The sequence below is a fragment of the Bradyrhizobium sp. 62 genome, assembly GCF_023073035.1.
Classification (GTDB): domain Bacteria; phylum Pseudomonadota; class Alphaproteobacteria; order Rhizobiales; family Xanthobacteraceae; genus Bradyrhizobium.
On record NZ_JADPIT010000036.1, the window covers coordinates 127,216 to 148,925 of the forward strand.

The window sequence follows — 21,710 nt, forward strand, 5'->3', positions numbered from 1 at the left end:
GACCGTGGCGCGGAATCACACAACGTGCATCAACCGTTCGGTTGAACTCGACCGGCTACCGCATTCGAAGAGTCGTTTCCGGACTTGGGTGTGGCTTATGCGCCGCAGCCCGCGTGTTCAGGGGTGCGAGGCCGTCGCCGCCACGGTCTCGAGTTGGCTTCTGATCCAGCGATGCGCCGGGTCCTTCTGATAGCGCTGGTGCCAGACCATGAACATCGGCAGCTCGGCCAGGGTTCGCGTGCGCGAGGCCAGCGGAATCCGCACCTGCGCGAAGCCGTGCATCACGCCGGGCGCCAGCAGGCTCGGCATGCTCGCCAGCATCTGCGAGCCACGCAGGAAGGACGGCACGCCGGAGAAGCTCGGCACGGAGATCGCGATGTCGCGGTGGAAGCCGTTGGCTGCAAGCCGGCGATCGAAGTCGAGCCGCTCGTTGTCCGTGTAGACCACCGTAATGTGACGAGCCGCGAGATAGGCGTCGCGCGTAGCCGGCGCGGCACGCGCTTTGGGATCGTAGTAACAAACGTAATGGTCTTGCAGCAGGCGCTTCTGCACGATGTCCACGCCGGATGGCGGCAGCGGCGTGATCAGCAGATCGCAGCGGTTTTCGCGCAGCATCGCCGGCGAGGGCGACTGCGAGGGGATCACGCGCAGGTTCAAGCTCGTCACTTGCGCGGCGACATGATCGAAGAACCGCGGCAGCAGCAGGTCGCGCTGGAAGTCGTTCGCGGCGATTGTCAGCGAAAGCTGCGCGATCGCCGGCTCGAACGTGACGCCGCCGGCAAAGCTCCGCATCTCGTCGATCAGCGCTCGCGCCTTTGCCGCGAGCGCCTGGGCGTGCGCCGTGGCCACAATGCCGCGGCCGGATTTGGCAAACAGCGGATCGCCGACGATCCGCCGCAGCTTGTTGAGGGCGTGGCTGACCGCGGATTGCGTCAGGCCGAGCCGCGTTGCGGCCGCCGTCACCGAACCTTCCTCCAGCACCGCCAGGAACAGCTCCAGCGCGTGGCCATCAAGCGCCAAATGATCGATTTTGTTCATGGAATTCATTATAATCGATCTATTTATCTTGAGAATAGCCGGCGCCATCATCTCCCGATAAGCCGTGCGCCCCAACGGGAGGAGCGCCACAGGGAGAGACAACGCCGATGCATGCCCAGGCGCCAGCCTTGCGGGATCCCCGCCTCAACCACCCCGAGCCGTTCACGCCGCCGCTCGGTGACGGAGGCTTCTTCCAGCGCGACCGTTCCATGCATCCGCCCGCGCACGCGCCGGGCTACAAATCATCGGTGCTGCGTTCGCCGCGCCAGGCGCTGCTGTCGCTTGAGAACTCGGACTCGGAGATTACGGGGCCGGTGTTCGGTCACAACGACCTCGGCGCGCTCGACAATGATTTGATCCGCAACTACGCCAAGGACGGCGATCCCGTCGGCGAGCGCATCATCGTCCACGGCCGCGTGCTGGACGAGACCGGCCGCGGCGTGCCGAACACGCTGGTCGAGTTCTGGCAAGCCAATGCCGGCGGCCGCTACCGGCACAAGAAGGACACGTGTCTGGCGCCGATCGATCCGAATTTCGGCGGTTGCGGTCGCGCGCTGACCGACGACACTGGCTACTATTATTTCCGGACGGTGAAGCCGGGACCCTATCCCTGGCGCAACTACGTCAACAGCTGGCGTCCCGCTCACATCCACTTTTCGGTGTTCGGCTCGGGCTTTGCACAGCGTCTGATCACCCAGATGTACTTTGAGGGCGATCCCCTGATCCCGGTCTGCCCGATCCTGACGACGATCCCGGACAAGGATGCGCTGGAGCGTCTCGTCGCGCCGCTCGACCTCAACGCATCGGCTCCGTTCGACTCGCTCGCCTACCGCTTCGACATCGTCTTGCGCGGCCAGCGCTCCACCTACTTTGAAAATCGCACCGCAGGGAACTAGGTCCATGCCGCAGCCGCTCAACTACCTCAAGGAAACCGCCTCGCAGACGGCCGGGCCCTACGTGCATATCGGGTTGATCCCGGCCATGGCCGGCTTCGACATTTTCGAGAAGAATTTCTCCAACGTGCTGGTGACGCCGAACACGCAAGGCGAACGCATCACGCTGGAGGGCAAGGTGATCGACGGCAGCGGCACGCCGCTGCGCGACGTGCTGCTGGAGATCTGGCAGGCCAACGCGGCCGGCCGCTACAACCATTCGGCCGATCGGTCGACCGGCGCGCTTGACGAGGAATTTCGTGGCTGGGGCCGCGCGGGCTCTGACTTCGAGAGTGGTCTCGTCACCTTCGAGACCATCAAGCCGGGCGCGATCATCGACAAGACGGGCCGCAAAGGCGCTCCGCACATCAATGTCTGGATCGTCGCGCGCGGTATCAACATCGGTCTGAACACGCGCCTCTATTTCTCGGACGAAGAGGCCGCCAACGCCGCCGACCCCGTGCTCAACCTGATCGAGCAGCCGGTCCGGCGCTCGACTCTGATCGCAAAGCGCAGCGAATGCGCCGGCAAGATCGTGTACTCCTTCACGATCAATTTGCAGGGGCCGGAAGAGACGGTGTTCTTCGACGTGTGATCGTCTCAGGTCTCCTCGCCGTGGAGCTGCGCGCGAAAGGCGCGCGGTGACACGCCCGTGGCGGCGGCATAGACCCGGCTGAAATAGGCGGGGTCCTCAAAGCCCAGCGCATAGGCGATCGTTGAGACCGGCAAGTTGGTGTAGACGAGGTTGCGCCGCGCTTCGCGGATCAGCCGGTTGAGGATCAGGTGCGAGGCGGTGTCGCCGGTTGCTGACCGCGTCACCCGGTTGAGATGGGTCGGCGTAATCGACAGCACACCCGCATAGTCCGCAACGCTCCAGCGTTCCAGATGATGCTGTTCCAGCAGCGCCTCGAAGCGGCGGAATAGTCCGCTTTCAGACGTGCCGTTGCCACCGCTCTCGCCGGTGAGCGCGCGAGCCACCAGCCCGATCATGGCCGCCGACAGTGCACGCAGCACATGCGCTCGGCCGAAATCGCGCGCGGCGTGTTCGGCAAAGATCTGCTTCATGGTGGTCCGGATCTGCGGCGTGCCGCGTATCACGGCAGAGCGCGACAAGGCACCGCGCAGCCCTTCGGAGGCGAGCAGCGCTTCGTCCAATATTTCCGCGGCGATGGTCAGCACCCAGCCCTGGGTGTCAGGCACGAAACGGAAGCCATGGACGTGGCCGACAGGCACGTTGACGATCTGCATCGGCTTCAGCTGCACCACGCGCCCGTCGAGCGTGGCTTCGCCGCCGCCGCGCTCGATCAGCAGCACCTGGTGCAGCCGGGCATGGCGGTGCACGGCCAGCGTCCAATCGTGCAGCACCGAACGCGACGCTATCGTCTCGCAATGCACGACATCGGGCAGATCGCCGGACTCGCCGAACAGATTGTAGACCCGGATCGCGGGGGCGGGGGCTGCGCTTCTCATGTTCGAATAGTACAAGACAAAGACGAAAGCCTCCATCGGTCAGCGGCGCTGAATCTGCAAGAAAGTGCAGAGGAGGACGCAAAAATGAAAGTCCAGGTCTGTATCATCGGCGGGGGGCCGTCCGGGCTGCTGTTGTCCCAGCTCCTGCACCTCAAGGGCATCGACACGGTCGTTCTGGAAAAATCCGGCCGCGACCACGTGCTTGCCCGGATCCGTGCCGGCGTGCTCGAGCACGGCTTTGCCAGGCTGATGCGCGAGGCTCAGTGCGGCGAGCGGATGGACCGCGAGGGCGAGATCCACAAGGGATTCGAGATCGCCCATGACGGGGTGCTCTCCCAGATCGACCTCCACAAGCATTCCGGCGGCAATTCGGTGCTGGTCTACGGCCAGACCGAGCTGACGCGCGACCTCTACGAGGCGCGCGACCGCCTCGGCGGCAATGTCGTGCACAATGCCGAGGACGTGACGCCGCATGAGCTGACCTCGGACCGGCCTTACGTGACCTATCGTTCGAACAGCGAGACCGTCCGAGTGGATTGCGACTATATCGTCGGCGCCGACGGCTTTCACGGCGTCAGCCGCAAGTCGATCCCGAAGGACGTGCTGCGGGAATACGAGAAGATCTATCCGTTCGGCTGGCTCGGCGTGCTGTCGCGCACGAAACCGGTGTCGCCGGAGCTGATCTATGTGAAGCACGAGCGCGGCTTCGCACTGTGTTCCTTGCGGTCGCAAGTGCTGAGCCGTTACTACGTCCAGGTGCCGCTCACCGACAAGGTGGAGGACTGGAGCGACGATGCGTTCTGGGCCGAGCTGAAGCGTCGTTTGCCGGACCAGGTCGGCGGCCGCCTGATCACGGGACCGTCCATCGAGAAGAGCATCGCGCCATTGCGCAGCTTCGTCGCCGAGCCGATGAGCTACGGCCGCCTGTTTCTCGCCGGCGATGCCGCCCACATCGTGCCGCCGACCGGCGCGCGCGGGCTGAACAGCGCCGCCTCCGACATCTATTATCTCTACTACGCCATGCTCGCGCACTATCAGAACGACGATGATTCCGGGCTCGAGGGCTACTCCGCCAAGGCGCTGGCGCGGATCTGGAAGGCGCAACGCTTCTCGTGGTGGATGACGATGCTGCTGCATCGCTTCCCCGACCGGCTCGAATACGAGGACCGGCTCCAGCAGACCGAACTGGAATACCTCCTCTCGTCCGAGGCGGCACAGCGTCTGCTCGCGGAGAATTATGTGGGGCTGCCGTTTTAAGGGCGCGAACGCGGATGTCCCCTATACACCAGGGGGGCGGGGCTATCGCCTATGAAGAAACCTATGGCTGGAAGCTCGACTGCGGCAATCCTTCGAGACGCCCGCCTGCGGCGAGCCCTGAGGGATGAATCTGCGGCAGCATTTCAACGCAGATGGATGCAGCTGAGCCTCATCCTGAGGAGGCCGCGAAGCCGTCGTCTCGAAGGACGAGGCGCTCGCTCAGGCGCCGCTGAGACCTCATATGCGACTGCCCTGCACAAGGGCTAAGGGAACGCCGTCGGGCCGAGTGAAGACCGTTATTTCCCTTCCAGCGTATTGACCGGCGTCCACTCTGGCAGGGGAGGCTTTTCGATGAGGGCCCTCGCGCGCTTCGCGAACTTCGACGATGGTGGATCGGTCCCGGCTACGCCCTCGAACGCGTCAGCCGCCTTTGCGAACTCCCGCACCCGCCAGCAGGCCAGCCCTTCCGCGTAAGCCGCGGCCACCTGTATCTGCCCGGCGCTCTCCGCGCCTTTGTCCGCGAGCGGCTCGAATACCCTGATCGCCTCGCCGCGCCCCAGCACCCGGATCGAATCGAGTTCCCGCCAGGCGAAGCCGTCGCCGGTCTGCGCCATCGTCGATTCCGAGGCCATGATGGCGGTGCCGTAGTATTTGTTGGCGCCTTCGAGCCGCGAAGCGACGTTCACGGTGTCGCTCATCACGGTGTAATTGAAGCGGCGGCGGGAGCCGATATTGCCGACCACGGCCTCGCCGCTGTTGAGCCCGATGCGGTGCGACAGGCCGCGGCCGGCGAAAGCGGCGCTGCCGGCGTTGAGCTCTGCCAGCTTTGCGTGACATTTCAGCGCGGCATGGACGGCGTGGCGCGCGTGCGCGGGATCGTCGGCGGGCGCACCGAACATGGCGACGATGGAATCGCCGATATATTTGTCGACATAGCCGCCATGGCTCTCGATGATGTCGGTCATGGCCGACAGATATTCGTTCATCAGCGTCACCAGCTCGCCCGGCGTCATCGTCTCGGCGATGGAGGAGAAGCCGCTCAGGTCGGAGAAGAACATGGTGACGTTGCGCATTTCGCCGCCGAGCGCCGGCATCTTGCCGGAGGCAACCATGGTGTCGATCACTTCGGGGGCGAGATAGAACGCAAAGCTCTTGCGCAGGAAACGCTCGTCACGATCGGCTAAAACGAAACGGTAGCCGATCATCATCGCGAGCGCGGCAAGGCTTGCGAGTGCCGGCTCCGTCAGCGGCAGCGCCAAAGCATAGACGAATGCACCGACGGCCACGGCGGCGTATACCGCGGTGAGGCCGAGCCATGCGATCAGTGCGCCACCCGGTGCAAGCACGCAGGCCGCGCAGGCCACGATCGCTGCGAACACGATGGTGAGAATGCTCCGCAGTGGAAAGCCGAGCTCGGTCACCGCATCGCGTTCGATCAGATTTCGCACCGCGTTGGCATGCACGAAGACACCGGCGATGTCGCTGCGGGCCTTTTGTGCGGTGCTTGCCGGAGCGGGCTGGGCGCATCGTGGCCCCGGCGTTCCGTCGTATCCGCCGGACAGTCGCATCGAGGTGAGCTTGCGATCATCGAAATTCAGGGCGGTGCCGAGCAGCACGACTTTGCCGCCGAAGGCGCGACGGAAGAAATCGCGGTCGCCTTTTTCGACGCAGGCTCGCAGATCGGCGAAGGAGAAAGTCGGAATGTCGCGGCCCAGTCCTCGAAAATTGAGCGCCAGTGTATTCGGTACCGCGCTCGGAATTGCATAACCGGACAATTCGGTCGTTCCGGACGGTGCAATCTCGGGCTTTACTACGAGCGCGCGCGCGGCGAGCTCGACCGCCATCGCGGGGACCGGCTTGCCGTCGATCGAGAAGCTTAGCGGCATCCGCCGGATCACGTCGTCGGTGTCGGTATGGACGTTGAGGGCGCGGATATTGTTTCTCACCGCCAATTGCTGGGCGCGGTCGGGCCTTTCCTGACGGTCGTTGCTCAGGATTTCACCGAGCACCAGTTTGCCGTTGTCGGAAAGCTTCCGCAGGGCGATGAGATAGTCCCGATCGAAGCCTCTCATGCGGCTGCCCAGCGAGGCGTCGCCGAAGGGAATCTCCGACTGCTCGATCGAGCTCGGGAAGATGACATCGAAGCCGATGACCTTGGCGCCGCCGTCGTCGATGCTGCCGAGAACCCGGCCGATCTCGCGCGTCCAGGTCTGCGTTGGCGATCCCTTGAACGGCGGAGTGTCGTAGGTCTCGCCGTCGATGGCCACGACGACGACCGGTGATGTCCCGGGATCTCGTTGGTCGCCGACGAGCTTGCCGCGCAGTGCCGTGAGGATGTCGAGCGACAGGCCCTGCAGCGTCTGCAACGGCGGAGACGTCACGATAGCGCCTGCAAGAAGCGCAATCAGGATCGCTGCAACGATGTCCCGTCTGCCGATCCGCCGCATCGCCCCGTCGCTAGCTGCCTATTCGAGCCGCAGCAGGCGTCCGACGATCGGCGTCGGCGACGACGTGGCGCTGGGATCGACCTGGAAGGCGTAACGCTTGGCGCCGAGGATGGCGAGATAGCTGCCGCCCGGCGTCAGCGACTTCCCGGCCTTGGCGAAGTCATAGAACTTGCCTCCGACCATTGTCTCGCTCTTGAGGGGAACGCTGATGGTGGGCTCCTTGCCATCGGTGCGTTCGATCACCAGGGTGCTGCCGCTCTTGGCCTGCACCAACGGCGCGATGCCGTAGAGCGTCGGCAGCTTGGCCGGAGCGCTGCCCTTGGCGTCCGACCGCATGGTGCGGAAGGTGGTCGCGGCACTCTGGTTCGCCTCCCGCTCCGACAGTTTTGCCGCGTTGGTATCGCAGGGCACCTTTTCCCGCTTGACCTCGCCGAGTTGCACGGTGCTCTGCTCGGTGCCGACCATGACGACGCCTTCGCTGATGGTCTCGCGCTGGCACGATTTGAGATAGCTGAGCGTAATGGTTGCCTTGGGGCCCAGCTTGATGATCTTGCCCGGCGCCACATAATCCATGAACGCGACGCCGTCGACCTTGCCTTGCACGTCCTCGACGATGGCGGCCGGGGTCTCCGCCAAAGCGGGGGCAGCAAGACAGCACGCGCCGACAACAGCGCCGATCAGGCTTTTCATGGGAAATCTCATCCAGTTCGACCGATATTTGCCCGGTCCCCGTCCAGGGCCGATGCTTAGCAGCGAAACGCCCAGGCAAGTGTGACCGGAATCACTCTCAGATATTGGTGCACTCTATCAGGAAGAGGTTCAAACCGGCGACCGGAGAAAACAGTGCGCCGGCAAGCTGTTGGCCGGATGGATAATTTCATTCGGCTGGGACGGCCTCGACCGGGTGGCCCTCCGCTGCACTCTCTATACCTGTAATGGGCGCGAGCGTGGCCTCGGTCTTCTGATACGGCGTCGCCTGGCGATCTCGACCACTTCCTCCCAGCGCGACAGGAAGGCTAGCTGTCACGAAGGCTGAGTTGATAGCGGTTATATGCAAGCTGCCAAACGAGGTCGCACGCCGATCGTTTTTAGCGCGGTATGCAACGAGGTCCAGCTTTCTTGCCCGCTGCGCGGAGGAGCCTGCGCTGCCCGCGTCGCTGCGCGTCGGTAGCAATTTGACTGGCTCGCTTTCCAGGGTGTTAACCGTGGCGGAATGCTCTCCGCGCGGATCATTGTCGCGCCCTAGTATTGGTTGCAAATGCGTTCTGAGTTTTACGGCGGATATTTTCATGCTGAGAGACGGCAAATATGCGGCCTGGTTCAGGACCCCGCGCGGTCAGGGCACGGGCGTCGTGCATCTGGCGGAGGGACGAATCTCCGGCAGCGATAGCTTCTTCACCTATGGCGGCTCTTACCGAATCGACGAGCAGCGCTTCACGGCGGTTCTGACCACGCGGCGACATGCCGAGGGGCCGCCGACCGTGTTCGGGCTCGACGAAGTCGAGGTCAAGCTCTCGGGCGTGTGCAGCGGCGCGATGGCGACCTGTTCCGGGACGGCCGAGCAGGCCCCCGATGTGACCTTCGAGGCGACGCTGATCTACAGCCAGGACGAGGTGCCGGCCGCTGACGCCAGAGGTGCGGTCGTGAAGCTCAATGCCGACAAGCTGCCCAAGGGGCTCGACGGCCGTTCGCGCTCGCGCCATCCGTTTGCGCCGGGATCGCTTGGCTCAGAACGGAATAGACCATAAGGCCAGATCGACGTCGACGATGTTGTCAGGCCTGCTTAAGCGGATGAGCCCTCTGGTGCCAGGCCCAGGCGGTGCGGATCACGGTCGGTAGATCCGAATGTCGCGGCACGAAATTCAGCACTTTTCGCGCTGCGGAGGGATCGGCAACCAGATAGGTGGGATCGCCGGCGCGGCGCGGTTTGACGGTGTGGGGCACCTCGCGCCCGGTCTCCTGCCTGATGGCAGTCAGGATTTCCCGCACCGAAAAGCCGGAGCCGGTGCCCAGATTGAAGCTGCCGCCGGCATGCCCTTGTTCCAGCAGTTTCAGCGCCGCGACATGCGCCGCGGCGAGGTCGGTGACATGGATGTAGTCGCGGATCGCGGTGCCGTCGGGCGTGTCGTAGTCCTCACCGAACACGGCAAAATCCACATGGCCCTGTAACGCCATCATGGCGCGCGGAATGAGATGGGTTTCGTTGTCACGCAATTCGCCAATGCCGCCGGCAGGATCGGCGCCGCTGGCGTTGAAATAGCGCAGGCAGAACGCGCCGAAGCCGTAAGCGGCGCGGTAATCGGCCAGCATGCGCTCGATCATCCACTTAGATGCGCCATAGGGGTTGATCGGCGCGCAGGGGAAGTCTTCCGGCAGTTCCTTGGAATCGGCATTGCCGTAGACGGCGCCGGTCGAGGAGAAGACGATACGATAGCAACCCGCATTGCGCATCGCCTGCAAGAGCGACAGCGTGCCCTGCACATTGTTGATGTAGTACTTTTGCGGGTCGGTCATGGACTCGCCGACGAGGCTCGCCGCCGCGAAATGCATGACCGCCGTGATGTTGTGCTCAGCGAAGGCGTGCGCCAGCGTGGCGCCGTCGAGCAGATCGCCTGTTACCAGCGAGCCGGCGACGAAGCCGCGATGACCTGTCGACAGATTGTCATAAACGACGGGCTGATAGCCGGCCGCGGTCAGGGCGCGGCAGGCATGCGAGCCGATATAGCCCGCGCCTCCCGTAACGAGGACAGTCGGTCGGTCGTTCATGTGTGCTTACCTCAGAGCGAAATCAACGATTATCCAGGCAACCGCCGCCAGCAACAAATCGGCACACAGCACGAGCACCGCAAGCGTCAGCCATGCGGGACGTTTGCCGAAGGCGGGGACATGCCGCGTGGCGTCACGAGACAGGACATCACTCAAGGAGAGGGCTTCCGAAGTGATCTGTCCCAATGTGATTGCCTCAGTTCAACAGTTGATCGATCGGTTGAGCATAGATCGATCTTCGCTGTATGCAACCCACCGGGGCTCGGCACGATAGTCCTTCTTCGTTTAGCTCGCATTGACCCTATCGCTGCGAAATGGTCGGCGCGCGCGCGGCGGCAACCGAAGCTTTAAGCACGAAAAATAAGCTGAGGCCGAGTAAAGGAGTGACTGAAACATGGCACAGATCTGGATGACTTATGACGAACTGGCCGGGCTGAGTGGCTGCACGCCTTCCGAGGCCAGAATGCGGGCCATCCATTTGTCACTTGACCGTCGCAAAAGCCGCGATGGCGCAACCCGCGTCAAGCTCGATCTCGCGCTGACGGCTAAATTTTTCGCATCTGTCCGGGACGCCGATTTTGATCTGGACGGCGCCATCGAGGCGCTCCAGGCCACCCATCGCCAGATGGCAGAACTCCTGACGCCGAACCAGTTCCCGGGCCAGCGCCGCTCCGCTTAGCCTCCGCACGCGATCGATCAGGCTCCGGGTATAAGGAGCCGAGATTCTCGCGATAGTTGTTCCGAATCAGGCATAAATCTCTATCCGGAATTTCCATTGCGGGCCGGGGTTTAACCGCAGCGGGCCGCAGAGCCTGCAGGAGGATGCCATGAGGAACGACAGCGATCGAGGCTACGCGACACTGTTGGGAGCGGCGATGCTGGGTGGGCTGATCATCATGACAGCCGCAACGGCAAACGCAGAGCTGGTGAAGTTGCAGGCCGATCTCAAAGGCAGCAATGAAGTGCCTCCGAACAACTCGCCTGGAACAGGCAAGGCCGAGGCGACCTATGATACCGAGGCGAAGACCCTCACCTATACGGTCAGCTTTGCCGGCTTGACCGGGCCGGCGATGGGGGCACATTTCCATGGCCCCGTGGAGCCCGGCAAGAACGCCGGCATCGTGCTGCCGTTCAAGACGGTCCAAAGCCCGATTCAGGGGAGTGCGACGCTCACTGAAGCTCAGGCTGCGGATCTGCTGGCCGGGAAGTGGTACGCCAACATTCATACGGCCGCGAACCCGGGCGGTGAGCTACGCGGACAGATGACGAAATAGCGACGGCGACTTTCCCGATGCGGACGTGCAGGCCATGCATCTGCTCAGGAGGGCGGTCTCGGTAAGAAGGCCAGGATTGTTTGAGCGAGGAGGACCCCGACGGTCCCGCCTGCCGCTTTTTGCAGCACGTCCAGGAAACCCGGATCACGATCGGGCGTCATTGCTTGCAGGACTTCGAGCCCCATTGCGACCGCCACGACAAGCGAGCATGCGAGGGTGAGCCGACCGGGCAACAGGAAGGACAAGAGAAATCCCAGCAGCCCGTAGGCGCTGAAGCGCTCGATCACGACGACCCAATAAGCCTCGTGATGACCGATAAGCACGGGTCTTCCCGCCAGTCTCGCAAGCGTGGCATAGACGATGAGCGCGAAGCAGATTCCTGCGGCTGCGATAAGGTGGTTTCGGCGCATTGGACGACCATAGCCGGACCGGAGCCAGGCCGCGTTGAAAGATGAGAGTATCGTTAAGGCTGATTGAGCAGGGCGCCCGGTGCGGAGCGTTTTGCCGTCTCGGGTTAAGCCTCGATCCAGTCAGGCCACCAACATCGCGTCGGTCGGCAATTTAGCGTTCTGCGCCAAGCGGCGTGACTCGACTAGCTCGCTGAATCGAGGGAAGGGCAGTGGGGCGGAGACCAGATAGCCCTGCCCTTCCTCCACGCCGGATGAAATAAGCGCCCGGACCTGCTCTTCCGTCTCGATGCCTTCCGCGACCACCGTCATTTGGAGGTCCTTCGCAAGTGCGACCAGCATCTCCACGATGGTGGCAGTCGATGCGTCCACGGTGATCGTGTCGACGAAAAATTTGTCGATCTTGATTGTATTGGCGCCCAGGCCCTTGAGCCGAGATAGCCCGCTATGACCGACGCCGACATCATCGATGGCGACGCGAAACCCGTAGTCCCTGAGTTCGCTGACCACGGCTGCGGCGCGTGCGAGATCGTCGAGCTCGTCGCGCTCGGTCACCTCGATGACAATCTGGCGCGCGGAGACTTGCGCCGCCATGACTGTGCGGCGGAGCGTTTCAATGAAGCCCGCGCTCAAGAGATGCTTTGGCACGACGTTGAGGGAGAGCTTAAAATCCTTGTTCGCTTTCAACAACGGCTGCAGATCCGACAGCGCTGATCGCAGGATCTGCCAGGTCATGACCTGGATGCGGCCGCTGGATTCTGCGAGCGGGATGTAGTTCATCGGAGGCACGACCGATCCGTCTTTGAGTAGCCACCGAGCCAACACCTCGCAGCCCTTGATCCGACCAGTCTTGAGGTCGAAGATTGGCTGGTAGTACGGCTTGAATTCGTTCGCGGCCAGCCCGCGATCGAGATCTGCGACGGGCCCTTCCATGCGGCGGCTCCGCGCCAAAAGCCCGCCGAAAAGCGCGCCGATTGCAATCGCTACGGCCAGCGTCGGCCAGTAAGCCTCGCTGTTCCACGTCGAGAGGATGCCGCGTTCGAGGCGGATGGTCGCATGGAGGGGGAATCGAGCGGAATTCTTGTCGAGATCGATCGGGGCCTGCAAGGCTCGGTCGGGATCGAGCAGGAATTCGCCAAGTTTCTCCCCGTTGCTCAAGGCGAGGATCACTTCACTGTGGGCGCGCAACTCGGCGGGCATGATGTCGAACAGGCTGGCGTTGACGCCAAGAATGGCGACCAGTGCGGCATTGCCATTGATGTCTTTGAGCACGCCCAGAGCATCGCCGCCGAATTGCTCAACACGGAAGAGCGAAAGGTTCTTGTCGTGCGAGGGAAGCATATCGCGGCGGTCGATCCATCCCTTGTCGAATTCCAGCGTTTCGGAATAGGCCGAACAGATCACCGAGCCATCAGGGTTGACGAGGCGCACGTCCTTGATTGCGGAACGTTGGTAGACGTGGAGCCGGATCGCCTGCAGCGTCGCGGGCCCGCAATCAGCAAGGTCGCGCCGCGCAAGTTCGCCCAAGCTCGCGCCGGCAAAGTCGACCGCAAATTCGGCGCGCCGCAGAACCACCTCGGTCAATTCGTCGAGCTGGTGGGCCTGCTGGTACCGAATGAACGAAGTTGCCGCAAAGTGGCCGGCCACGCCGAACGCAGCCGTGCTCGCGAGCACAAGCGCCGCAAATGCGAAAATCGGTCGCTGCAATCTCATTCGGCCCGGCGGAACAGAGGGAAGCGTCGGCCGATCCTAGTCAGGACGCGCTAAGATAGGGTTTAATGCCCGGACGAGGCATTGCGACTTGGCTCGAAGCCCCTGGAAGGCCGGCCAATCGACCGGCTCGGGGGGAGGAAGCGCACCTTCGCCCGAGACACGAGTGTGTCTGCTTCGTTAAAGGAGGCCCACGAACAAGGACAAGGCGCTTTAGAACAGCATGCAGTGCGGCGGCATCGCGCCGCTCTGGCCGACTTCCCGATACTCGGGAGGCAAGCGTTCTGCCGACGGCAAGCGGGCGGTCGCTGTCGTCCTAGCGCCGATTTTTCCCGACCGATCTGGACTGCGGCGCCATGCGGACCTGTCCGCAACGTCCCCCTGCGCAATAGGATGTCAGAGGGGGAGCGACATTGCTCAGCGGGTTCGAGAATTGACGGTTTTGCTGGGTCGATACCGGCCTGCCGTTGTTTCCGATTTGTTCAACAGCCATTAGGGGCGTCGGCAAAAGGAAAATGGCGACTAGAATTGGCAGAAGATTGCGGACTGGCATGCAACGAAAACGCAGCCGCGGCTCTCGGGTTCCAAACCAGCCAGCATAGATGGAGCAACGTCGGGATTCGATTGATCGTAGCCCATCCCCTGAAACGAACGCTCCCTTCGTCATGGGGCCCGGACAACATTAGTCGATCTCATCTAGTTGCGGAGTGAGTAGTCGAACTCGATGCATGTTGGAACTTGGACAAGGCACTGCATTGGAACTTGAGGCAAAGAGGGAAACCCAAGCGTGTCACACGATTGGCGACAGTCGCAATCGGAGTCTGTGTAGCGGGCGTCATCGTGACTCCGAACTCGGCGGAAGCGCAGTACGGTCGTAGTCGTGTCCTACCCCTTTACTATCACAGTTCAGCACCTAGCTTCGCTACGGGTTACGGCTATGACGCGACCGCCCCGCGTCCATGGGGTGGGTACCCCCGCAGAATCTATTGGTTGGATCGGTATCCGGTTTATCCCTAGAGCAGACCCTAACCCTTTGCTGCGGGGACCAGCTACTGCTTAATCGGAGTTTCCGTGACGACCTGCTGGGCCCGCTGCAAACCTTCGATGAGCGTCGCAACGAGCTTGGGACCAATCGGGACCATGATCAGGTCGTTGTCCACCTCCATGCGCAGAATGGTGTCGACGGTCTTCTCATCCTTGACCACGTCAATCCGACGAGGAACCAGCAACAGTCGAACAGGTGGGCGGGGGCGTTTCGCCGAATCGTCGGGCATGGTTCACAATCTCGGGGCACATCCTGACTTCTCCTATAGCACTAAAATCGGCCGGGACTAAAGTCCCTCTGGAGCCGATGCGGGCTCTCCCGATCAGCTTTAAGCCTGTTTGCTATCCTAGTGACTCATGTTAATCTGAGGCTGATTAACGCTGGAATCGCGTAATTTTTGCGCAAGGATACTTTCTGCATTGGCGGAGATCGCTCAGTGATTTGCGAGCGAGGTGACGTTGACTCCGGAATATGACCTCAGAGAATGGAAGTCAGGTGACCGGGTCGCGGTTCGCGATGCGGCGGGGGCACGTCTTGGCGGCAGGCAAGGGGTCTTTCTTGGATACGGCTCGACGCAAAGCAGGCTTCGCCTGTTGCTTGACGGATCACGAGGGCCGATCACATTGCATGTCAGCTTCGTATGCCGAGCCGCTGAGCCGGCAGGTCAAGATCGCGAGTGTCCCGCGGCGGGAAATCGATGACGGAAGAGTAGAAGAGCGCTCATCGAGCCCGAGCGTGTTCATCATCTTTTGACGACAAGCTTGTCTTCGAGGGCGGCTGTCTTCAGATTTCGTGCGTTGGGACGAAGTCAGACGACCGAGCAAAGCCAGATGAGAATAAAAGCCCAAGCAACCAGACGCAAAACGCCACCGCGAAGGGGGGCTTCAGCCCGTCGCGGGAGTCTTGCAAAGACCGATCAGAAGCTCTCGGAATTTCTCATCGGAATCCTGGAGGCCTTGGATTCCCCCGCAGAGAAAATCGGGGCCGCGCATTCGATCGAGCGTCGGAAGCAGAAGAACGGCTAATCCTGTTTAAGGCCCGCACCAAAGGGCACACTCCCAGGTGCTTGCGATGGTGGTGAACACCTGTAAATGTCATTTCCTGCGGCCTCATCAGCGCTACTGCGCGGGCCGAATGCGACCCGCACTCGACCAGCCGGCCGAAGCTACCCTTTGTTGCCGGACTTTGGCTTGAGAGAGAGACCAAGGCGCAATGCCATCCTCTTGATGGCGTCAGGTGACCTGCCAAGCAACTTGGCTGCCTCTTCCAATTTGATCGAGGACTTCGCCAACTCCATCAACCGACGGTCTTCCTTGAACGACCAGGGCTTGCGCGCCATAACGCCAGTTCCTCTATCATGACAAAAAGTACGAAGCCGCCAAGCGGATCGATGGTTCGCTCGACGGCTTCGCTTGGGTGGGGCCGGGCCTTGGGGAAGCCCGGTAAGAAGAGGAATAAGCAATCCACAAAAACGCGCAACAAGGACTGCAGATTAAGCTAACTGCTCAACCTTACTGCCAGATGCCTCCGACGTAACTGTCCGTAAAAACACGGATCAAGTTCGACGCTCGCGCGTCCGTAAGCGCGAGGCCGACACGTCCCTACCACCTTCATTGTGAGATTCCGCCGGACAGCCTTCTTGATTCCGTCTCGTATTTGTTGTCTGCGCGTATCCTAGTTCGGACTCGAGCTTCAGACGTCGGAGGTCTGCCAGCGGTCGCGACCGGCTCGGTCACAAATCAACGAATCCGGGGCCGTTGCGGCGCTCGTTGCTCGGGCGCGGTCTCGAGCAGCTCGCGACATGGAGAGTCGTAGATCAGAAGGCCAGCTTGTGAAGTTTGGCGGCAACCGTGTGCAGTTACCTTAAATCGTCGATCAGCTTGCCGCCGTCACGCCCGGTGCCTACGATGTGCGCAGTTCATTTCAATTTCTTTTGTAAGCGCATGACTTTTTGAAGCGCTTGTTCAATCTGTATGGCGTGTGCTTTGCTGGGGACGGCGTCAGACGGAAGCGCTCTCGACTTCAGGGCATTTTGGGACAGCGGGCGCAGCATGAGTGATCAGAGAAAAAGCGCTCCGCGACGCTATTTTGTCGATGATCATGGCCATCGCGTTATGATCGGCCTTTCGCTTGAGGAAACGAGGGAATTCGAGGAGCTGGATGCCCAGGCTCTCTCGGCGAAGGATATCCGCCTTGAGGCGGGGAATGATCATCCGGGAGACGCGCGCGAGAGAGGGTGGTGCGAGCTGTACTTCAAGCATGAAACGGCCTGGAGGCTCTGGATCGAGCGAAGCCGAGCCGAACAGGTCTAGACTTTAGGCTTTGTTAACCATGGCCGACCGATGCTCTCGGATCAAACATCGAACGGGACTTGCCCAGATGTTCCAGCTTTTTCTGCGTGCTCGTGCGCACAATCTCCTTAGCCATCGTAGCGGAGAGAAGCGCTTCAAGGCGCGATCGGCCGAACGTGATGCTGACACCGATCGTGAGCGCATTAGCACGATCATGGTGGCGATCGATGCGGCGCTCAACGCGGCGGAGAGTGAGCAAGCTGGTCTTAGCAGGCGCGTAGATGATGCGTTGGCACGAGCAGCGGTGACGTTTGGAAATGGTACTGATGAGTACCTCGAACGCGAGCCGCTCGACAGTCACCATCAGGATCTCTTTGCGGCTGACATCAGCAACGGCCAGCGGCGGCTCAAGGAATTAAGGGCCACGGTCTCGCACCTCAAGTTCATCAAGACTGCGATGCTCACTCGATTTCCGGAATACAAGCCTCCACAACTCAACAACTAACTTGAAGATCGCAGCACTCCTGAACATCTACAGGACGACGTTGCGTTCATAGTCTGGCTGCGGGTTCAATTCGAGGCGAAAGCCGGTAAGATCGCAAGTAGTGATAGTCGCTTCGGAACTGCCCGCTGGAGGCAACTTCAAGGTTTAAAAAGAGCTTCTCGTTTCAAGCGCGCGAAAATAATGTCAACGTCTTAATGTGCAATGGCTTCGAGGACCGGCTCGCTTAGCCTTGCAAGCTCGGTCGATATTGCTTGTCCTTTGGGAATTTCGCCTGCCGAGAAAGCACGGACATACGCCAAGCGCGACGCAATCGGACCGCATACTATCTCGCCGAGTTCGCCGAGGGCTTCTACGATTTGTTGGCCCTCAAGCGTGCGTGGGTCGACCCGATTGGGGACGAGGAAGGTTGGAACGCCAGCCTGACGTTTACTGCGGGCGAACGCAATGGCGGAGATCGTCTCTTCCGTAGCACTCAGATCGAGACCCGAAGGGGTGCAGGGCAGCACGACCAAATCCGCGACGGCGACGGCGGCACCGACTGCGTATTCGTGAGGCGGCGTATCAATGATAGTGATGACGCCGGGAGCCGAGCGGATGAGCTTGGCCCATGTTCCTGCCTGACCGTAGTGCAGCGGGACCTCTGAAACCCGGAACGGAAGCCGGCCCGGTGCCGCCCATTCTGTTGCGGATCGTTGCGGGTCGGCATCGATGACATCGACCATTAGACCGCGGCGGTACAGATCTCCGGCAAGGCTGATCGCGATGGTCGTCTTGCCTGCGCCGCCCTTCCTCTGGACGACTGCAATTACTGAGCGCATTTGCCTTTTCTCTCGTCCTGAGCTGCGCCCATACCGCCGATCGTCTTGCATCACTCTATCGAATGGGTTGCGCATACAAGCCTCGCGGCGTTGCGCGGGGCGAGATTGGCAGCAAGGTGTTGCATTTGTGCTCACGGCCGGAGGGCCGGGTCGCTCACACTGGCGTTTAGTAGTACCGGCGCCGCGGTCAATGGACTCGCCAGACGTCGAGATTGGCACTATAAGCCGTGGTTAATTATTTCTTAATTGGGTTTTAAGCCGGGCAGGTTTTGTTTCCAGTGGCTGACATCACCGACTATCGGCTCCCACGAGAAGTGGGCCAGCTCGCCAAGGATTCCGGCCGGGGATTTGGAATTCCCGGTTACCTCGTTGGACCGGTGGTTTGCGTTGCTGACCTGGTTCTCTTGGTCTTGGCCAGCGTCGGGTCTGCCATTGGCTATCACAGTGTCATGCAGCAGGAGGTCGGGGATCTCTCCACCTTCGTTGGCCTGGCTTTAGCCGTAGCATTTTACGTTTCGGTGTTCCTCGCTTATCGCGGGAATTACTCCGTCCGGCGCCTCATGCAGCCCATCGTTCAGTTGCGCGAGCTTACGATGGCCTGGATTGTGGTGTTTGTCATGCTGATGACGCTGGCCTTCCTCCTGAAGGTTGGTCCCAATCTGTCCCGCGGGGCGACCCTCACGTTCTTCACGACGGGGTGGTGCGCCGTCGTCGGCTGGCGCGTCCTGCTCAACATGCAACTTGATCGCATCCGCGCCCGGCAAATCATTGCGCCGAGGCAGGTGGTCGTCCTTAGCGATCGACGCATCGAAGAAGCTCGGCCGTACCTGAATGATCTTGCGCTCAATGGATACGACGTCGCGCGTTTTCTGGTTCTGTCGCCGTCTTCGGGGCTAGATGTACTTTCGAGCGAGCTCACCGAGATCGCTAAGCCTCGGCATCGTCTCGATAGCTTCTTCCTGCTGATGGATTGGTCGCAGCCTGACCGTATCGCGGGAATGGCCGACATGCTGCGTGCAATACCCCTTCCAATCCGCTTGTTTCCTGACCCCAAGGTTGCTCGCTTCCTAGGACCGCATGAAATGTCGGTTGGGGGCGTCTGGGCAACAGAAATCCAGCGTGCTCCGCTTAGCCTCGGAGAGCGTCTTGCGAAGCGCGCCCTTGATGTCGTGGTGTCCAGCCTTTTGCTCGTTCCGATGCTGCCATTGATGTTGCTTTCAGCGCTCTTCATCAAGCTTAGCTCGGGCGGGCCGGTTCTTTTCACGCAGACACGCACGGGCTTTGGCGGGACGCCATTCCGGATATTCAAGTTTCGAACGCTGACAACGATGGACGATGGCCCTGTAGTGAAGCAAGTGTCGCGCGATGACGCCCGCTTGACGCGGGTGGGAAAGGTTCTGCGGCGAACCAGCGTTGATGAATTGCCCCAACTCATCAACATCCTTCGCGGTGAGATGTCATTGGTGGGACCGCGACCGCACGCAGCCGCGCACACTGACCATTACGGGCAACTGATCGCCAACTACGCCTACCGCCACCACGTCAAGCCGGGCCTTACCGGCTGGGCGCAGGTCAATGGATTTCGCGGCGAAACAACTCTATCGCAGATGAAGGCCAGGGTGGATCATGACCTCTGGTACGTCGACAATTGGAGCCTGTGGCTCGACCTCAAGATCCTTCTCAAGACATGCGTGGTCGTGCTCACGACATCCGCCCACTGAGCACCGCAGCCGGTCGCGTCTCTTCCTTACCTCAACCATCGGCTGCAGGCTCGCGCACGTCCGAGAGTAAAAGTTCCGTAAACCATCGGATTCACCATCTGCCTATTTGCGTTGCCTGGCAAACGAGCTTGACCGCATACCAACAAGGCATGGCAGTGCGCATCCAGCTTTAACTGCTTGACTAGAAAAGGAAATTTTTTAAATCGCGCTGCAACATTCTGAGCATTGACTCCTCTGTGTCATCACGGCTAAGTAACGAATAATTAAGCGTGACCTGTGATCCGCCCGTTCATTGGGCAGTCGGAAAGCGGGGCCGCTCCGAGATTAAATGCTGGGAAATGAACTCGAAGGCCGTTTGGATCTTCGGGCAAAAGGGGCTGTATATGTCAACCTATGATTACAACGAAGCGCAATTTAACGCATTGATTGGGCCGCACGTTGATACCCAGACCCTTACCGAGATCGACAATTATCTGATCTCGAAGGGCTTCTTCCCGACGGCCTCGGATACTATTCGCGTTGAGGGCCTCAATGGCTATCAGCCGATCGACCCAACGGCGAACGTCCTCATCGAGGGTGACTCGCCTGCTGCGATCACGACGGACTCCAACGATGCACTGATCGTGGTTGAGCCCGGCGGCAACCTTGCGGTTCGCGGCACCCAGAACGTGGGGATCGTGATTGCCGATGGTGGCCCTGCCAAGGTCGCGTTGCTCGACAGCGGCAATGACATCGTGTGGGGCGCGTCCGGGAACGACACCATCGTCGCCGGCGCGGGCAACGACACGATTTATGGCGGTGCCGGCAACAACCTTCTGATTGGTGGCACGGGCAGCAGCTCCATCTACGGCGGCACCGGCAATGACACCTTCGTTGGTGTCAACGGCGGCACCAACCACTTCTTCGGTGGCGGGGGCAACGACACGTTCTACGGCGGCTCGGGCAACGACACGCTTGAGGCATCCGGTACGGGTCACAATCTGCTTTACGCCGGTAGCGGCAACCAGACGCTCATCGCTGGTAACGGCGGTGACACCCTGTGGGGTGGCGCTGGTAACGACTCCATGGTCGGCGGCACCGGCAACGACCAGATTACGTCGCTCGGCTCCGGGACCAATACACTGGTATCGGGTGGCGGCAACGATATCCTGCAGTCTGGCGGCAACGGCAACGACTCTCTTGTCGGTGGTTCTGGCAACAGCACCCTGATCGCGGGCGCCGGCAACGATACCTTGGTTGGTGGTACCGGTAGCGAGCTTCTGACCTCAACCGCAGGCGGCAACACCACGATGAGTGGTGGTGGCGGCAACGATACGTTCTACGCTGACGGAAGCGGTAATGTTTCGATGACCGGCGGCAGCGGCAACGACACCATGTATGCCAACGGCGGGGGCAGCGATACTCTGGTAGCCGGTTCTGGTGCCACTTTGATGTACGCTGGCGCCAGCTCAGGCACCGACACGTTCACGCTCAACGGCAACGACACGTTGTTCGGCGGCTCTGGCATCGACGTTATCAACATCAGCGGTGGCGGAAACCAGGCTCATCTGGACGGTGCGTCGATTGCGAGCGCGACTGTCACCGGCAGCGGTGCCAACACGATCTGGGCAGGCTCGGGCAGCGACACGATCGATGCCAGCACGTCTTCCGGCAACAACTTGTTCATCACCGGTTCGGGCTCTGCATCGATCGCGGGCGGCTCGGGCAACGATCAGTTCGAAGTCACCTCGCTTACGAACAGCACGATCGATGGTGGTGCTGGAGCCAACGTTGCGTACATGGACGGCCTCAATTCGACCGATGTCACTATCAACACCATCGCTGGTGTGACGACGGTCACCGACGGCTCTCACACCATGACCTTCACCGGCGTGCAGGACCTCATCTTCAACGACACCGACTACAAGCCGTCCTGAATTCAGTAGTCGACGATGAACCAAAACGCCCCCTTTCAGGGGGCGTTTTTTTTGGCTCTGTTGTTCGTCGTTGGAGAGACGGTGGGTACGCATCCGACGGGGGCCGTCTTGCG

21 protein-coding genes are annotated in these 21,710 nt (G+C 61.2%); 10 read left to right on the forward strand and 11 right to left on the reverse strand.

The genetic code is table 11. The annotated features are described in order from the left end of the window. Positions 1-117: 117 nt before the first annotated feature. The gene (locus IVB47_RS35220; protein WP_247468583.1) at positions 118-1,047 is read right to left on the reverse strand and encodes a LysR family transcriptional regulator; all 930 of its coding nucleotides are present in this window, start codon (positions 1,045-1,047) and stop codon (positions 118-120) included. A 98-nt stretch (positions 1,048-1,145) separates the two neighbouring features. Here IVB47_RS35220 and pcaH point away from each other — a divergent pair, with 98 nt between their 5' ends. After that, complete coding sequence (gene pcaH, locus IVB47_RS35225) at positions 1,146-1,934, forward strand: protocatechuate 3,4-dioxygenase subunit beta (protein WP_247468585.1); 789 nt, start codon at positions 1,146-1,148, stop codon at positions 1,932-1,934. A 4-nt stretch (positions 1,935-1,938) separates the two neighbouring features. After that, positions 1,939-2,565 (forward strand): protocatechuate 3,4-dioxygenase subunit alpha, encoded by a 627-nt coding sequence (gene pcaG, locus IVB47_RS35230; RefSeq protein WP_247468587.1) that lies wholly within the window; start codon positions 1,939-1,941, stop codon positions 2,563-2,565. A gap of 5 nt (positions 2,566-2,570) precedes the next feature. Here pcaG and IVB47_RS35235 read toward each other — a convergent pair whose 3' ends face one another. Continuing rightward, entirely contained in the window at positions 2,571-3,476 is a 906-nt protein-coding gene (locus IVB47_RS35235; protein WP_247468588.1) for a helix-turn-helix domain-containing protein, read from the reverse strand. A 48-nt stretch (positions 3,477-3,524) separates the two neighbouring features. Here IVB47_RS35235 and pobA point away from each other — a divergent pair, with 48 nt between their 5' ends. Then, positions 3,525-4,697 carry a 4-hydroxybenzoate 3-monooxygenase gene (gene pobA / locus IVB47_RS35240; RefSeq protein WP_247468590.1) on the forward strand — a complete coding sequence of 391 codons (1,173 nt, stop codon included), beginning with the start codon at positions 3,525-3,527 and terminating at the stop codon, positions 4,695-4,697. Positions 4,698-4,993: 296 nt separating this feature from the next. Here pobA and IVB47_RS35245 read toward each other — a convergent pair whose 3' ends face one another. Both IVB47_RS35245 and IVB47_RS35250 read right to left on the reverse strand, forming a co-directional pair. After that, a complete protein-coding gene (locus IVB47_RS35245; RefSeq protein WP_247468593.1) occupies positions 4,994-7,144 on the reverse strand; it encodes an adenylate/guanylate cyclase domain-containing protein in 2,151 nt (716 codons plus the stop codon). 18 nt (positions 7,145-7,162) lie between these two features. After that, complete coding sequence (locus IVB47_RS35250; protein WP_247468597.1) at positions 7,163-7,834, reverse strand: hypothetical protein; 672 nt, start codon at positions 7,832-7,834, stop codon at positions 7,163-7,165. 599 nt (positions 7,835-8,433) lie between these two features. Between IVB47_RS35250 and IVB47_RS35255 the strand changes: the two genes are divergently transcribed. Beyond that, positions 8,434-8,892, forward strand: coding sequence for a hypothetical protein (locus tag IVB47_RS35255; protein ID WP_007606557.1), 459 nt, complete (start codon positions 8,434-8,436; stop codon positions 8,890-8,892). Positions 8,893-8,917: 25 nt separating this feature from the next. Here IVB47_RS35255 and galE read toward each other — a convergent pair whose 3' ends face one another. Further along, positions 8,918-9,910 carry a UDP-glucose 4-epimerase GalE gene (galE, locus tag IVB47_RS35260; protein WP_247468601.1) on the reverse strand — a complete coding sequence of 331 codons (993 nt, stop codon included), beginning with the start codon at positions 9,908-9,910 and terminating at the stop codon, positions 8,918-8,920. A gap of 6 nt (positions 9,911-9,916) precedes the next feature. Further along, on the reverse strand, positions 9,917-10,096 hold the full coding sequence (locus IVB47_RS35265; protein WP_247357167.1) for a hypothetical protein: 180 nt from the start codon (positions 10,094-10,096) through the stop codon (positions 9,917-9,919). A gap of 208 nt (positions 10,097-10,304) precedes the next feature. On the opposite strand from IVB47_RS35265, the gene IVB47_RS35270 reads away from it, so the two are divergent. Together IVB47_RS35270 and IVB47_RS35275 are read left to right on the forward strand one after the other, a co-directional pair. Further along, a complete protein-coding gene (locus tag IVB47_RS35270) occupies positions 10,305-10,589 on the forward strand; it encodes a hypothetical protein (RefSeq protein ID WP_247468604.1) in 285 nt (94 codons plus the stop codon). 196 nt (positions 10,590-10,785) lie between these two features. Then, on the forward strand, positions 10,786-11,184 hold the full coding sequence (locus tag IVB47_RS35275; protein WP_247357262.1) for a CHRD domain-containing protein: 399 nt from the start codon (positions 10,786-10,788) through the stop codon (positions 11,182-11,184). 44 nt (positions 11,185-11,228) lie between these two features. Here the strand turns inward: IVB47_RS35275 and IVB47_RS35280 are convergent, their stop codons facing one another. The 4 genes from IVB47_RS35280 to IVB47_RS35295 all read right to left on the reverse strand — a co-directional run bounded on the left by IVB47_RS35280 (position 11,229) and on the right by IVB47_RS35295 (position 15,685). Next, entirely contained in the window at positions 11,229-11,594 is a 366-nt protein-coding gene (locus tag IVB47_RS35280) for a VanZ family protein (RefSeq protein WP_247357165.1), read from the reverse strand. Positions 11,595-11,714: 120 nt separating this feature from the next. Next, positions 11,715-13,304, reverse strand: coding sequence for an EAL domain-containing protein (locus tag IVB47_RS35285; protein WP_247468608.1), 1,590 nt, complete (start codon positions 13,302-13,304; stop codon positions 11,715-11,717). Positions 13,305-14,350: 1,046 nt separating this feature from the next. Beyond that, positions 14,351-14,575: a hypothetical protein gene (locus IVB47_RS35290; RefSeq protein WP_247468611.1), complete on the reverse strand. Its 225-nt coding sequence runs from the start codon at positions 14,573-14,575 to the stop codon at positions 14,351-14,353. Positions 14,576-15,511: 936 nt separating this feature from the next. After that, a complete protein-coding gene (locus IVB47_RS35295) occupies positions 15,512-15,685 on the reverse strand; it encodes a hypothetical protein (protein ID WP_247468614.1) in 174 nt (57 codons plus the stop codon). A 712-nt stretch (positions 15,686-16,397) separates the two neighbouring features. On the opposite strand from IVB47_RS35295, the gene IVB47_RS35300 reads away from it, so the two are divergent. Both IVB47_RS35300 and IVB47_RS35305 read left to right on the forward strand, forming a co-directional pair. Next, on the forward strand, positions 16,398-16,658 hold the full coding sequence (locus IVB47_RS35300; RefSeq protein WP_247468617.1) for a hypothetical protein: 261 nt from the start codon (positions 16,398-16,400) through the stop codon (positions 16,656-16,658). A 67-nt stretch (positions 16,659-16,725) separates the two neighbouring features. Then, complete coding sequence (locus IVB47_RS35305) at positions 16,726-17,142, forward strand: hypothetical protein (protein ID WP_247468620.1); 417 nt, start codon at positions 16,726-16,728, stop codon at positions 17,140-17,142. A gap of 191 nt (positions 17,143-17,333) precedes the next feature. Here the strand turns inward: IVB47_RS35305 and IVB47_RS35310 are convergent, their stop codons facing one another. Next, complete coding sequence (locus IVB47_RS35310) at positions 17,334-17,960, reverse strand: ParA family protein (protein WP_247468623.1); 627 nt, start codon at positions 17,958-17,960, stop codon at positions 17,334-17,336. A gap of 278 nt (positions 17,961-18,238) precedes the next feature. On the opposite strand from IVB47_RS35310, the gene IVB47_RS35315 reads away from it, so the two are divergent. Both IVB47_RS35315 and IVB47_RS35320 read left to right on the forward strand, forming a co-directional pair. After that, the gene (locus tag IVB47_RS35315) at positions 18,239-19,681 is read left to right on the forward strand and encodes an exopolysaccharide biosynthesis polyprenyl glycosylphosphotransferase (protein ID WP_247468625.1); all 1,443 of its coding nucleotides are present in this window, start codon (positions 18,239-18,241) and stop codon (positions 19,679-19,681) included. 338 nt (positions 19,682-20,019) lie between these two features. Then, positions 20,020-21,597 carry a calcium-binding protein gene (locus IVB47_RS35320; protein ID WP_247468629.1) on the forward strand — a complete coding sequence of 526 codons (1,578 nt, stop codon included), beginning with the start codon at positions 20,020-20,022 and terminating at the stop codon, positions 21,595-21,597. Positions 21,598-21,710: the final 113 nt, after the last annotated feature.